Annotated in this window: 12 protein-coding genes; 7 read left to right on the top strand and 5 right to left on the bottom strand. The window is 68.7% G+C overall.

Features of this window, described 5'->3' with window-relative positions; all coding sequences use genetic code 11:
- Positions 1–18 precede the first annotated feature (18 nt).
- Both ABE438_RS08170 and ABE438_RS08165 read left to right on the top strand, forming a co-directional pair.
- Positions 19–1,026: a DUF2336 domain-containing protein gene (locus ABE438_RS08170; protein WP_346502087.1), complete on the top strand. Its 1,008-nt coding sequence runs from the start codon at positions 19–21 to the stop codon at positions 1,024–1,026.
- Between the two features lie 52 nt (positions 1,027–1,078).
- A complete protein-coding gene (locus ABE438_RS08165; protein ID WP_346502086.1) occupies positions 1,079–1,708 on the top strand; it encodes an outer membrane protein in 630 nt (209 codons plus the stop codon).
- Between the two features lie 601 nt (positions 1,709–2,309).
- On the opposite strand, the gene parC is transcribed toward ABE438_RS08165, so the two are convergent.
- The 4 genes from parC to rpoZ form a co-directional block, all read right to left on the bottom strand.
- Positions 2,310–4,556 (bottom strand): DNA topoisomerase IV subunit A, encoded by a 2,247-nt coding sequence (gene parC, locus ABE438_RS08160; RefSeq protein ID WP_346502085.1) that lies wholly within the window; start codon positions 4,554–4,556, stop codon positions 2,310–2,312.
- 144 nt (positions 4,557–4,700) lie between these two features.
- Positions 4,701–5,429, bottom strand: a complete 729-nt coding sequence (gene recO / locus ABE438_RS08155; protein WP_346502084.1) for a DNA repair protein RecO — start codon at positions 5,427–5,429, stop codon at positions 4,701–4,703.
- A 43-nt stretch (positions 5,430–5,472) separates the two neighbouring features.
- A complete protein-coding gene (locus ABE438_RS08150; RefSeq protein WP_346502118.1) occupies positions 5,473–7,683 on the bottom strand; it encodes a RelA/SpoT family protein in 2,211 nt (736 codons plus the stop codon).
- Between the two features lie 231 nt (positions 7,684–7,914).
- A complete protein-coding gene (gene rpoZ, locus ABE438_RS08145; protein WP_346502083.1) occupies positions 7,915–8,304 on the bottom strand; it encodes a DNA-directed RNA polymerase subunit omega in 390 nt (129 codons plus the stop codon).
- A 261-nt stretch (positions 8,305–8,565) separates the two neighbouring features.
- On the opposite strand from rpoZ, the gene ABE438_RS08140 reads away from it, so the two are divergent.
- On the top strand, positions 8,566–9,315 hold the full coding sequence (locus ABE438_RS08140; protein WP_346502082.1) for a pyridoxine 5'-phosphate synthase: 750 nt from the start codon (positions 8,566–8,568) through the stop codon (positions 9,313–9,315).
- Between the two features lie 141 nt (positions 9,316–9,456).
- On the top strand, positions 9,457–9,876 hold the full coding sequence (acpS, locus tag ABE438_RS08135; protein ID WP_346502081.1) for a holo-ACP synthase: 420 nt from the start codon (positions 9,457–9,459) through the stop codon (positions 9,874–9,876).
- Between the two features lie 54 nt (positions 9,877–9,930).
- On the opposite strand, the gene aqpZ is transcribed toward acpS, so the two are convergent.
- On the bottom strand, positions 9,931–10,623 hold the full coding sequence (aqpZ, locus tag ABE438_RS08130) for an aquaporin Z (protein WP_346502080.1): 693 nt from the start codon (positions 10,621–10,623) through the stop codon (positions 9,931–9,933).
- A 236-nt stretch (positions 10,624–10,859) separates the two neighbouring features.
- On the opposite strand from aqpZ, the gene lepB reads away from it, so the two are divergent.
- From lepB to era, 3 genes are read left to right on the top strand one after another with little or no spacing between them, the layout of a single operon-like run.
- On the top strand, positions 10,860–11,624 hold the full coding sequence (gene lepB, locus ABE438_RS08125; protein WP_346502079.1) for a signal peptidase I: 765 nt from the start codon (positions 10,860–10,862) through the stop codon (positions 11,622–11,624).
- The gene (gene rnc / locus ABE438_RS08120; protein ID WP_465248576.1) at positions 11,576–12,367 is read left to right on the top strand and encodes a ribonuclease III; all 792 of its coding nucleotides are present in this window, start codon (positions 11,576–11,578) and stop codon (positions 12,365–12,367) included. The genes lepB and rnc overlap by 49 nt, the downstream gene beginning before the upstream one ends.
- Positions 12,360–13,265, top strand: coding sequence for a GTPase Era (gene era, locus ABE438_RS08115; protein WP_346502077.1), 906 nt, complete (start codon positions 12,360–12,362; stop codon positions 13,263–13,265). The genes rnc and era overlap by 8 nt, the downstream gene beginning before the upstream one ends.
- Positions 13,266–13,404: the final 139 nt, after the last annotated feature.

Raw genomic sequence — 13,404 nt, 5'->3', positions numbered from 1 at the left:
ATGCGGAACAGACGTCCCATGTTGCTCTCGCTCTCGCGTATGCCCGCCGAGCTGTCGTCGGATTCACGCCGCCAGCTGCTCAACGCGGTGACGGACCTGTTCCTGCTCGATGCCGACCCCAGCGAGGTCTCGCGTTCGCATTACGGCGACATCGCACTCAATACGCTCGGCCATCTCGATCCCGAGGCGCGCAAGGACTACGCCGACAGCGTCGCCGCCGTCCCCAGCCTGCCGCGCGAGGTCGCGGTGACGCTGGCCAACGACGCCGATTCGGGCGTGGCCCGGCTGGTGCTGCGGCTTTCGCCGGTGCTCAGCGACAGCGATCTGGCGGCGATCGCGGTCAGCCAGACCCAGGCGCATCTCGCCGCCATCGCCGAACGCGCCCGCCTGTCCGAAACCGTCACCGACATCCTGGTCGAGCGCGGCGACACCACCGTGCTGCGCACCGTCAGCGGCAATGAGGGCGCGCGGTTCTCCGAGCAGGGCTTCGACCGGCTACTGGAGCGCGGCGGCGACGATGCAGCGGTCAGCGCCTCGCTCGCCGGACGCAGCGACCTGTCGCCCCAGCGGCTGCAACGGGTGCTGCGCATCGTCGAGCAGGTCTCCGAGCACGCGCAGCCCGGCGCCCACGGCCTCGCCAGCGAGGCCCGCAGGCAGCGCCTCGAGGTGAGACTGCTGCAGGCTGACCTGCGCAATGGCGAGCGCACGCGCGACGACGTGGTGGCCATGCTGGCCGAGGAGGACCGCGCCTTCCATCTCGCGCAGGTCCTGGCCGGCCTCGCCGGGCTCTCGGACGACCAGACCCTGCGCGTCCTGCTCCAGCGCGACGTCAGCGGCGTGGCGGTGCTCGCCCGCACCCTCGATCTCGGCGAGGACGCCTTCGCCGCCATCCTGCGGCTGCGTTCGCGGCGGCTGTTCTTCAAGGCGCGCGACATCGACTCCGACATCACCGCCTATCGCGTGCTCGATCTCGCCACCGCCGAGCGCGCCATGCGCTTCGTCAAGCTGAAGGCAAAGGTCGCCTGAGCGCCCGCCACAAAACCGCGACAATCGCGCTCTCCTCTGCTAGCCTATGAGCATGAGCGCGCGCCCCAGCCCCTTCAGAGCCCTCGCCATCGCCGCCCTGGCCGGCAGCGGCCTCGCTTTGGCCTCGGTGCCGGCGCGAGCCCAGGCGGTCCTGCCCTTCACCGGTTTCGCGGCCCTGCCCTCCTTCGCCTGGAGCCAGCCGACGCTCGATCCCGGCGGCGTGCGCTGGGAAGGCTCCTATGCCCGGATCTCGACCGGCTTCCAGGTCTCGAGCTCGAAGTACTGGGGCAGCTCCGCCGGCCCGACCATCGGGCTGGAGGGCGGCAAGCACTGGCGCGACGGCAACCTCGTCTACGGCATCGTCGGCGCGCTGGAATACGCTCCGTCCTTCGGCAATTCCGGCATCCCGGCCTTCGGCCGCGCCAGCTATTCGCGCGACATCGCCGGCGCCTTCCAGGTCAAGGTCGGCGTGCTCGCGACGCCTGACGTGCTGCTCTACACCAAGGTCGGCATGAGCGCGGCGAAGGAGACCTACCGCTTCGGCGCCACGCCCTTCTCGACCCCGTTCTCCCGCTCCGATATCGCCGTCCGCCCCGATGCACGCGCCGGCGTCGAATGGGCCGTGACCGACAAGCTGACGCTCGGCCTCGAAGTCGGCGTCGTCGGCCCGGCCCTGCGCTGAGGCCGCCCCCCGCAATCGCCTGGACACACGACCGGCGCCCGTGACGCTCGGCTGGCGCCAGACCACGCCGGCTTGACGCTGCCGATAGCCGCGCTTGAGAGTTTGATTCAACGCCTTGCGAAGCTGATTCCGACGCGAGGGCCAAACCTCTGAAATCGCGACTGTTTCGCGGCTCGGCGGCCGAGCTGTCAGCGAAGCGGTGATCGAGAGATCGTGTGAGGGCCTGCCACCAGGCGACCTCCTGCTCCGCCGATCGCAAGCCCCTCCCCACCCCACAATGTCATTCCGGGGCGCCGCATAGCGGCGAGCCCGGAACCCATCACCACCACGCTGGCCACGATGACCGGAAGCGGATTGTCGCGGGCGGAGCGTGGCGAGCACGAGCGCTCGCGCTCGACTGCCGTTTCCGCGTGATCATGGGTTCCGGGCTCTTCGCTGCGCGAAGCCCCGGAATGACGGAGGTCGCGGTCCCCGAAGCCCCCAAATGACAGGGGCAGCGGCTCCTGAAGGGTGGTTCGCCGGCACCGGAACGCGGCAGGTGACGGCTCCCGAACGGCGGAGGCGGTGCGCCTCGCAATCACGGGCGGGGCGCACCGGCCCGTTAGCCGCCGAAGCGGTTGCTGCGGGGGAAGCCCTTCGGCGGCAAGCGTCCGGCTTCGGCGCGGTGGCCCAGCCATTCCAGCAGGTCGGCCTGCGTCACCGTCCAGGTGCGGTTGGAGGTGTCGAGCCAGGTTAGCCCGTCCTCCAGCTTGAACACCTTGGCGTCGGCCAGCCCGCCATCCTTGTAGCGCTGCAGCTTGACGCCCTTGCCGCGCGTCATCTCGGCGACCTCGGAGAGCGGGAAGCAGAGCAGCTTGCGGTTCTGGCCAATGGTGGCGACATGGTCGCCCTCGGCCGGGATGGCGAGCATGGCGGTGGCCGGCGCCTCGACGTTCAGCACCTGCTTGCCCTTGCGGGTGTTGGCGACGACCTCGTCGCTCGACACCACGAAGCCGCGGCCCTCGCTGGTGGCGACGAGCAGCTTCAGCCCCGGCCTGTAGGGGAAGGCGGCGACGATCTCGGCGCTCTCCTCCAGCTCGATCATCAGCCGCACCGGATCGCCGAAACCGCGACCGCCGGGCAGCTTGGAGGCTTCCAGCGTGAACACGCGCCCGTTGGTCGCCATCAGCAGCAGCTTGGAGGTGGTCTCGGCGAAGAAGGCCGCGTGCAGCGTGTCGTCGCCCTTGAAGGACAGGTTCGACAGGTCTTGGACATGGCCCTTCAGCGCGCGGATCCAGCCCTTCTTGGAGATCACCACCGTGATCGGCTCGCGCTCGACCATGGCCTGGGTCAGGTCGATATCGGTGGTATCGGGCATGTCGGCGAAATCGGTGCGGCGCTTGCCGATCACCGTATCCGGGCCGAAGAGCTTCTTCACCTCGCGGATGTCGTGCTTGATCAGCTTCCACTGCACCGGCTCGGAGCCGAGCAGCTCCTCGATCTGGCCCTTCTCGCGGGTCAGGGCATCGAACTCCGTCTTGAGCTGCATCTCCTCCAGCTTGCGCAGCGCGCGCAGCCTGGTGTCGAGAATGGCGTTGGCCTGGATCTCGGTGAGCTCGAAGGCCTTCATCAGCTCGATCTTCGGCTCGTCCTCCTCGCGGATGATCTTGATGACCCGGTCGAGGTCCAGATAGACGATGAGCAGGCCGGCCAGGATCTCGAGCCGCTTCTCGATCTGGCCGAGACGGTAGCGCGAGCGGCGCAGCAGCACCTCGCGGCGATGGTCGAGCCAGGCACGGAGCGCTTCGGCCAGGCCGAGCACGCGCGGCACCAGCCCCCCGGTCAGCACGTTCATGTTCATCGGAATGCGCGCTTCCAGCTCCGAGAGCCTGAACAGCGATTCCATCATCAGGTTGGCGTCGACATTGCGGGCCCGCGGCTCGATGACGATGCGGATATCCTCGGCCGATTCGTCGCGCAGATCGGCGACCAGCGGCAGCTTCCGCTCGTTGAGCAGCTCGGCGATCTTCTCGATCAGCCGGCCCTTCGAGACCATGTAGGGGATCTCGGTCACCACCGCGAGCCAGGCGCCGCGGCCCTGGTCCTCGACATGCCAGCGCGCGCGGGTGCGGAAGGCGCCGCGACCGGTGCGGTAGGTCTCGACCATCGAGGCGCGGGTCTCGACGACGACGCCGCCGGTCGGGAAGTCCGGGCCCTGCACGAAGGTCATCAGCTGCTCGGAGCTCGTCTCCGGGTGCTGGATGAGATAGAGCGCCGCGTCGCAAAGCTCGGCGGCGTTGTGCGGCGGGATCGAGGTCGCCATGCCGACCGCGATGCCCTGCGAGCCGTTGGCCAGCAGGTTCGGGAAAGCGGCGGGGAGCACCATCGGCTCCTCGTCCTCGCCGTTATAGGTCTCGCGGAAATCGACCGCGTCCTCGTCGAGCCCGTCGAGCAGCAGGCGCGCGACCTCGGTCATGCGCGCTTCGGTGTAGCGGTAGGCCGCGGCGTTATCGCCGTCGATATTGCCGAAGTTGCCCTGCCCGTCGACCAGCGGATAGCGCTGGGCGAAATCCTGCGCCAAGCGCACCAGCGCGTCGTAGACCGACTGGTCGCCATGCGGGTGGAACTTGCCGATGACGTCGCCGACGATGCGGGCGCACTTCTTGTGGACTTGGCCGGGATCGAGCCGCAGCAGCCGCATGGCGTGCAGGATGCGGCGATGCACCGGCTTCAACCCGTCGCGGGCGTCCGGGAGGGCGCGATGCATGATCGTGGAGAGCGCATAGGCGAGATAGCGCTCCTCGAGCGCGCTCTTCAGATCGACGCGCTCGGTCTCGTCCTCCGGCGGCGGCTCGACGGGTTTGCCCATGCTCTCCTCAGACCTCGACCAGATGGCGCCGACAGCTCGGCCGGGCGCGCCGCGCGTGGCCCCCAGCGGCACGCGATCGTCTTCTCGCACAATGCCGCCTGAAAGGCAGCAACGCAAAGCGTCGCCGGCACGATCCTGACGAAATCAGGGATTTTTCCGGGCGAGATCAAGCAATTTCTCGCGCTCCGGCGGCTCCGCCAGCCCGCGCGGCCCGAAGACGTCGCGCCGCAGGAAGAAACCGGTGAGCGCAAAGCCCGCCAGGATGTCCGCGACGGAGGGCGCGGCCATGCCCTGGCCCTCGCTCAGGAAGGCCGGCAGCGGCAGCAGGCGGTCGAGCCAAGGCCCGGCCGCGGCCCGGCTGACCGCCCGCCCGCTCTTCGGCGAGACATGGCTCAGCATCTCGCGCGCCCCGGTGACGGCGCAGCGGTCGAGCGAGAGGCCGAAGCCGAGTTCCGACAGCATGGCGAGCTCGAAGCGGATCAGCAGCGCCGGCGCCAGCGTCGGCTCGTCGAGATGCTCGACCAAAACGCCGAGCCCCTCATGCAGCGCCGGATGCGGATCGCGCTCGGGCAGGAGGCGCAGCAGCGCCGCCACCGTGGCCAGCCCGTAGAGCGCGACCGGCTGCGCCATCAGCCGCGCCGCGTGCGAGGCGAGCAGCTCGACCCTGTATTCGCCGAGCTGGTCCTCCAGCCGCGCCCGCCAGGTCACCGCGACGGCGTTGCCCGGCTGTAGCACCGGCTGCTGGCGGGCCGAGCGCCCGCCTCGGACGAGGCCGAGATGCCGGCCGTGCAGGCGCGTCATCACCTCCAGGATCACGGCGCTCTCGCCATGACGCCTGACGCCGATGATCGTGCCGTCGTCGCTCCATTCCATCGGCGGAGTTAGGGCGGCGCGCGAAAGCCCGTCAATCCGGGCGCTACGCCACCACGCGCTCGACGCGGCTGATCACCCGCTTCTCGCGCAGCTCGCTGATGATGGCGCTGAGATGCTTCAGGTCCCAGACGGTGAGATCGATGGTGACCTCGGTGAAGTCCGGCGTCGGCCTGACCATCTGCACGGCGTCGATATTGCCGTCGTGCTCGGCGATGGTGGTGGTGATCTGGGCCAGCGAGCCGGGCTCGTTGATCGAATTGAGCGCGATGCGCGCCGGGAAGCGCTGCGGGCGCTTGTCGTCGAGGTCCCAGCGCACGTCGAGCCAGCGCTCCGGCTCGTTGTCGAAGGCGGCGAGCGCCGGCGACTGGATAGGGTAGATCGTCACTGCCTCGCCCGGCGTTAGGATGCCGACGATGCGGTCGCCCGGCACGGCGCCGCCGCCCGGGGCGAAGCGCACCGGCAGGTCGCCACCGAGGCCGCGGATCGGGATCGCGTCGTCGCCCGGCGGCTCGTCAGGCAGCTTGAACTTGAGGTTCTCGCCCTGGCGCAATTCGAACCAGCCCTTGCCCGGCGGCGGCGCCTTCACCTTCGGATCGACGCTCGAACGCTTCTCGGGTTCGAGATCGGGATAGACCGCGCGCAGCACGTCGCCCGAGAACATCTCGCCGCGGCCGACGGCCGCCAGCACGTCGTCGACGGTGTTGCGCGCCAGGCGGCGCAGCGCCGCCTTGAGCTTCTCGTCGCCGAAGGCCCGCTCGGCGCGCGAGAAGGCGCGTTCGAGGATCTGGCGGCCGAGGCCGGAATACTGGCGGCGCACGGCGGTGCGGGTGGCGCGGCGGATCGCGGCGCGGGCCTTGCCGGTGACGACCAGCGATTCCCAGGCGGCCGGCGGCGTCTGGCCCTCGGCACGGGTGATCTCGACCTCGTCGCCGTTCTGCAACTCGGTGAGCAGCGGCGCGATGCGCCCGTTGATGCGCGCGCCGACAGCGGTGTTGCCGACATCGGTGTGCACAGCATAGGCGAAGTCGATCGGCGTCGCGCCGCGCGGCAGCGCGATCAGCCGCCCCTTCGGGGTGAAGCAGAAGACCTGGTCGTGGAAGAGCTCGAGCTTGGTGTGCTCGAGGAATTCCTCGGGATTGTCTCCCTCGGCCAGCAGGTCGACGGTGCGGCGCAGCCATTGATAGGCGCGGCTGTCGTCGGCGGCGAGCTCGCCCGTGGTGCGGCCGTCCTTGTAGCGGGCATGGGCGGCGATGCCGTATTCGGCGATGCGGTCCATCGCGTCGGTGCGGATCTGCAGCTCGACGCGCTGGCGACCGGGGCCGACCACCGTGGTGTGCAGCGAGCGGTAGTCGTTCTGCTTCGGCGTCGAGATGTAGTCCTTGTAGCGACCCGGCACCATCGGCCAAGTCATGTGGACGATGCCGAGCACGCGATAGCAGTCGTCGGGCGTATCGACGATGACGCGGAAGCCGAAAATGTCGGAGAGCTGCTCGAAGGAGATGGATTTGCGCTCCATCTTCTTCCAGATCGAATAGGGCCGCTTGCGGCGGCCATAGACCTGGGCCTCGATGCCGCGCTCGGCGAGCTTGGTCTTCAGGTCGCTCTCGATCTCGCCGATGACCTGGCCCTCGCGCTCGGTCACCTCCTCGAGCCGGCGGGTGATGGTGTCGTGCGCCTCCGGCTTGATGTGGCGGAAGGCGAGTTCCTCCAGCTCCTCGCGCAGCTCCTGCATGCCCATGCGGCCGGCGAGCGGCGCATAGATCTCGACCGTCTCCTCGGCGATGCGCAGGCGCTTCTCAGGCGCGACGTAATGGAGCGTGCGCATATTGTGCAGGCGGTCGGCCAGCTTCACCAGCAGGACGCGGATGTCCTCGGCGATCGCCAGCAGCAGCTTGCGGAAATTCTCGCCCTGCGCCGCCTTCTTGGAGACGAGGTCGAGCTTCTTGATCTTCGTCAGCCCGTCGACGAGGCGGCGGATATCGGGCCCGAAGAGGTTCTCGATCTCCTCCAGCGTCGCTTCCGTGTCCTCGACCGTGTCGTGCAGCACGGCCGCGACGATGGTGGCGTCGTCGAGCTTGAGGTCGGTCAGCAGCGCCGCCACTTCGAGCGGATGGGCGAAGAAGGGGTCGCCCGAGGCGCGCTTCTGCGAGCCATGGGCGCGCATGGCGTAGACATAGGCCCGGTTGAGCAGGTCCTCGTCGGTATTGGGATTGTAGCGCCGGACCCGATCGACCAGCTCGTATTGCCGCATCATGCCCATGCGGGCCGTACTCCACCGCTCGTCCTGCAGGAGCCTGCCGCGCGCCGAATCCGACGCGGCGGCCCGGCCTCCCTCGCGACGGCGCGAGCGGGCGAGGCGGCCCTGACACTGGTCACTATCGATGCCGCCCTGCCGGGCGGCAAGATGCGGCCGCGGTCAGCGGCCACGAAAAAGCCCGGCGATGCCGGGCTTTTGACGAATCATCCTCAACGCTTTCGCGCGGGATCAGTCCTCGTCGTCGGGGCTCTCGGTCGGCGGCACCAGGCCGTCGAGGCCGCGCAGCAGGTCCTCTTCGCTCATCCGGTCGAACTGGACTTCCGAATCGGGCGTGGAGGACTGCGTCGGCGAGGTCAGCAACGGCACCGTGTCGGCTTCCGGCTCGTCGACCTCGACATGCTTCTGGAGCGAGTGGATCAGGTCTTCCTTGAGATCCTCGGGGGTCAGCTTTTCCTCGGCGATCTCGCGCAGCGCCACGACAGGGTTCTTGTCGTTGTCGCGCGCGACCAGGATCGGCGATCCGGAGGCGATCATGCGGGCGCGATGACCGGCCAGCAGGACGAGCTCGAATCGGTTCTCGACCTTGTCGATGCAGTCCTCAACGGTGACGCGAGCCATCCGCGGCTCCTTCTGATATCGCGATGCGATGAAAGGGATGAACGGCGCTCTTACAGCGTCGCCCGCGCCGATGCAAGGTTTTGCGCGATGCGCAGGCCCGGGCGCGCAAGCGATTTGCGGGCCCGCGCCGCGCCGCAGCCTGTGGGAGCCCCACCATCGGTGCCACACCATCGGTCCTGCGGGGCCGGCCCCGCGCCGGCGTGCCTTGAGCCCCCTGCCCCGCACGGCTTACATCTGCCGCGAGGCTCGGGAGAACGGCTGATGAGACAAGCTCTGCGGCTCGGCGTGAACGTCGACCACGTCGCCACCATTCGCAATGCGCGCGGCGGCGAGCTGCCCGATCCGGTCCGCGCCGCCCATCTCGCCATCGCCGCCGGTGCCGACGGCATCACCGCCCATCTGCGCGAGGACCGCCGCCATATCCGCGATACCGACATGGCCCGGCTGGCGGCCCAGCTGACGCGCCCGCTCAATTTCGAGATGGCGGCGACCGAGGAGATGGTCACCCTCGCCTGCCGCCTGCGCCCCCATGCCGCCTGCCTCGTGCCCGAGAAGCGCGAGGAGCGCACCACCGAGGGCGGGCTCGACGTCGTCGGGCAGGCGCAGGCCCTCGAGGCCCCGATCGCGCGGCTGGCGGCGGCCGGCTGCCGCGTCTCGCTGTTCATCGAGCCGGACGCGGCGCCGATCCGCATGGCCGCCCGGCTCGGCGCCCCGGTGATCGAGCTGCATACCGGAACATGGTGCCACGCGGTCGCGGCGGGCGACGGCGACGAGGCCCACCGGCAATTCGCCCGGCTGGCGGAGGGCGCGCGCCTCGCCATCGCCGAGGGGCTCGAGGTGCATGCCGGCCACGGGCTCGATTTCGACACCGCGCGCGACCTCGCCCGCGTCACCGAATTCGCCGAGTTCAACATCGGACACTTCCTGATCGGGGAAGCGGTCTTCGTCGGGCTCGAAGCGGCGATCGCCACCATGCGCCGGGCGATGGACGAGGGCCGCGCCGCCGGCTGAGGCGGTGGCCACCGTGCACCATGCTCAGGATCGCCGCGCGCCCGGACCGACGCGATAGCGGCGATCTATCTCATTGGTATCGCATCGGATTGTTGCGACGAGCGGATTCCCCTTGTCGGCACGATGCTGTAGACCTGCGCCATGATCCTCGGCATCGGCTCCGACCTCTGCGACATCCGCCGCATCGAGAAGTCGCTCGCGCGCTTCGGCGAGCGCTTCACCCATCGCGTCTTCACGCCCGGCGAACGGGCGAAGTCGGACCGCCGCGCGACGCGGGCCGCTTCCTATGCCAGGCGCTTCGCGGCCAAGGAGGCCTGCTCGAAGGCACTGGGCACCGGCATGGCGCTCGGCGTGTTCTGGCGCGACATGGAGGTGGTCAACCTGCCGGGCGGGCGCCCGACCATGAAACTGACCGGCGGGGCCGCAGAACGGCTCGCCGGGATGACGCCGCCCGGCTACGAGGCGATCGTCCATGTCTCGCTCACCGACGATCCTCCGCTGGCGCAGGCGTTCGTCGTGATCGAAGCGCGCCCGGCGGTGAAGCCGGACGCGCTCGCCTGATCGGATCGTCGCGATCAGGATGCGGGCGCCGCTGACGCCCGCCCCCGCCGGGGCTCAGCCCTCGTCGTTCAGCCAGCGATAGAGCACGCCACCGAAGATGCCGCCGAGGATCGGCGCGACCCAGAACAACCAGAGCTGCGAGATCGCCCAGCCGCCGACGAAGAGCGCCGGGCCGGTGCTGCGCGCCGGGTTCACCGAGGTGTTGGTGACCGGGATGCTGACGAGATGGATCAGCACCAGCGCCAGGCCGATGGCGAGCGGGGCGAAGCCGACCGGGCCCTGCTTGCTGGTCGCGCCGAAGATCACGAAGAGGAACACCGCCGTCATGGTGAATTCCATGAGGAAGGCCGAGAGCAGGCTGTACTTGCCGGGCGAATGCTCGGCATAGCCGTTGGAGGCGAAGCCGCCGGCGAGATCGAAGCCCGGCGCGCCCTTGGCGATGAGATAGAGCAGGCCCGCCGCGGCGATCGCGCCGACGAGCTGGGCGACGATGTAGCCGGGAATCTGCGAGGCCGGGAAACGCCCGCCCGCCGCCAGCCCGATCGTCACGGCCGGGTTGAAATGCCCGCCGGAGATGTGACCGACGGCATAGGCCATGGTCACCACCGTCAGACCGAAGGCGAGGGCCACGCCCAGCAGCCCGATACCGACCTGCGGAAAGCCGGCGGCGATCACGGCGCTGCCGCAGCCGGCAAATGTCAACCAGAACGTGCCGATGGTTTCGGCGACATACTTCTTGGCGCTCATAGGTGTTTCTCCGGAGAATCTATCCCACCGAAGAGATTGCAGGGTCCGGCTACTTTCGTCAACGCGATCTATTTACTTGGGCACCAGGGCGAAAGCAGCTCTGACCGGCACAGCGCGCGGGCGCGCGCAACCGCGCCGCGATCCCGATGCCGCGAGCGCGAAGCCTTGCGCGTTGTCCGCGCCGTCGCATTCCGCTAGACCGCGCTCTGGCAAGACATGTCTGCAGGAGCGCCCGGGTGGCCAACGACGCCGAAATCAAGAACAAGGCCAAGGACGAGGGCGGAATCCTCGAGACCGTCAAGGTCGTCGTCCAGGCCCTGCTCATCGCCCTGGTGATCCGCACGCTGCTGTTCCAGCCCTTCAACATCCCGTCGGGCTCGCTGATCCCCACCCTGCTGATCGGCGACTACCTGTTCGTGTCGAAGTACACCTACGGCTACTCGAAGCATTCGATCCCGTTCAGCCCGCCGCTGTTCGAGGGACGGGTCTGGGCGGCCGAGCCGAAGCGCGGCGACATCGCCGTATTCAAGCTGCCGAGCGACAATTCGACGGACTACATCAAGCGCGTCATCGGCCTGCCGGGCGACCGGGTGCAGATGATCGACGGCATCCTGCACATCAACAACCAGGCGGTGAAGCGGGAGCGGATCGCCGACTTCGTCACCACCGACGCCTGGGGCCGCTCGACGCCGGCGATCCGCTATCGCGAGACGCTGCCCGGCGGCACCTCGCACGAGATCATCGAGCGCGACGGTGACCGCGGCACCTTCGACAACACAGCCGTGTTCACCGTGCCGCCCGGCCATTTCTTCATGATGGGCGACAATCGCGACAACTCGCTCGATTCGCGCGACCGCAGCGTCGGCTACGTGCCGTTCGAGAACTTCGTCGGCCGCGCCGAGATCATCTTCTTCTCGATCGACGAGGGCGCCTCCGCCTGGCGCATCTGGGAATGGCCCTGGACCGTCCGCTGGGCCCGCATCTTCACGACGATCAAGTGAGCAAAACAAGCGACAGCGCCGGCAAGAAGCCGGACAAGAAGCCCGACCTGGCCCGGCTCGAGCGCAATCTCGGCCACAGCTTCGCCGATCGGAGCCTGCTGGAGACCGCCCTCACCCATATGAGCGCCGAAAGCGCGCGCCATGGCGGGCACTACCAGCGGCTCGAATTCCTCGGCGACCGGGTGCTCGGCCTCAGCATCTCCGACATGCTCTACCGCCGCTACGACACGGCGCTGGAGGGCGACCTGTCACGCCGGCTGGCCGATCTGGTGCGCAAGGAGACCTGCGCCGAGGTCGCCCGGATCTGGGATCTCGGCCCGTTCATGCGGCTCGGCGACGGCGAGGTGCTGAACGGCGCCCGCAAGAACGTCAGCATCCTGGCCAATGCCTGCGAGGCGGTGATCGGCGCGGTGTTCATGGACGCCGGCTACGATGCCGCGCGCGCACTTGTCGAGCGCGGCTTCGGCGAGCGGCTGGAGAAGCCGCCGCAGCGCCTGCGTGACGCCAAGTCCTCGCTGCAGGAATGGGCGCTCGGCAAGGGCTACAGCGCGCCGGTCTATGTCGAGCTCGCCCGCTCGGGTCCGGACCATGCCCCGCTGTTCCGCGTCGCCGCCCGGATCGCGGGCCTGGCGGAAGCGGCCGCGGAAGGACGCTCGAAGCAGATCGCGCAGCAGGCCGCGGCGGAAGCCTTCCTGAGACGGGAAGGATTGTGGAACGAGAAACCGGAAGAGACCCATGTCTGAGCAGGACACACGCTGCGGCTTCGTCGCGCTGATCGGCGCGCCCAATGCCGGCAAGTCGACGCTGCTCAACCAGCTCGTCGGCGCCAAGGTTTCGATCGTCTCGCGCAAGGTGCAGACCACGCGCACCCAGGTGCGCGGCATCGCGCTCACCGGGCCGACCCAGATTATATTCGTCGACACGCCCGGCATCTTCGCGCCGAAGCGCCGGCTCGACCGCGCCATGGTGACCAGCGCCTGGGGCGGCGCCACCGACGCCGACCTGATCGGCGTTCTGATCGATGTCGGCCGCTTCGACCATGAGGAGAACACGATGCTGCTGGAGAAGCTCGCCGAGCTGAAGCAGCCCAAGTTCCTGATCCTCAACAAGATCGACACGATCCCGAAGGAGAAGCTGCTCACCATCGCGGCCTCTCTCAACGAGCACACCCGCTTCGAGTCGACCTTCATGGTCGCAGCGCTGACCGGCTATGGCGTCAAGGACATCCTGACCTGGCTGGAAAGCCGGATGAAGCCCGGCCCCTGGCTCTATCCCGAGGACCAGATTTCGGATGCGCCGTTGCGCTTCCTCGCGGCCGAGATCACCCGCGAGAAGATCTTCGAACGGCTGCACGACGAATTGCCCTATCGCTCGACCGTCGAGACCGACAGCTGGCAGCAGCGCCCGGACGGGTCGGTGCGCATCGAGCAGACGATCTTCGTCGAGCGCGAGAGCCAGCGGAAGATCGTGCTCGGCCAAGGCGGCCAGACGATCAAGGCGATCGGCCAGAAGGCCCGCGTCGAGATCGCGGAAGCCGCCGAGGCCAAGGTCCATCTCTTCCTGTTCGTGAAGGTGCGCGAGAACTGGAGCGACGATCCGGAGCGCTATCGCGAGATGGGCCTGGAGTTCCCGCGCGGCTGAGGCCTAATCAGTCTCTCCCGAGCCGAGAGAAGACCGCGCGCGCCCAAGGCGAGCCGTCACCACAGTACTGCCCGGATCATGCACCATGATCCGGATCGCCGTCGGACGCCCTCTCGACCACGGCCCGTTTTTCAGCGAC

The sequence above is a fragment of the Allobosea sp. TWI1241 genome (assembly GCF_039673065.1).
Lineage (GTDB): Bacteria > Pseudomonadota > Alphaproteobacteria > Rhizobiales > Beijerinckiaceae > Allobosea.
Note: the sequence above shows the minus strand (reverse complement) of the source record. Positions and strands in the feature narration are given on the sequence as shown.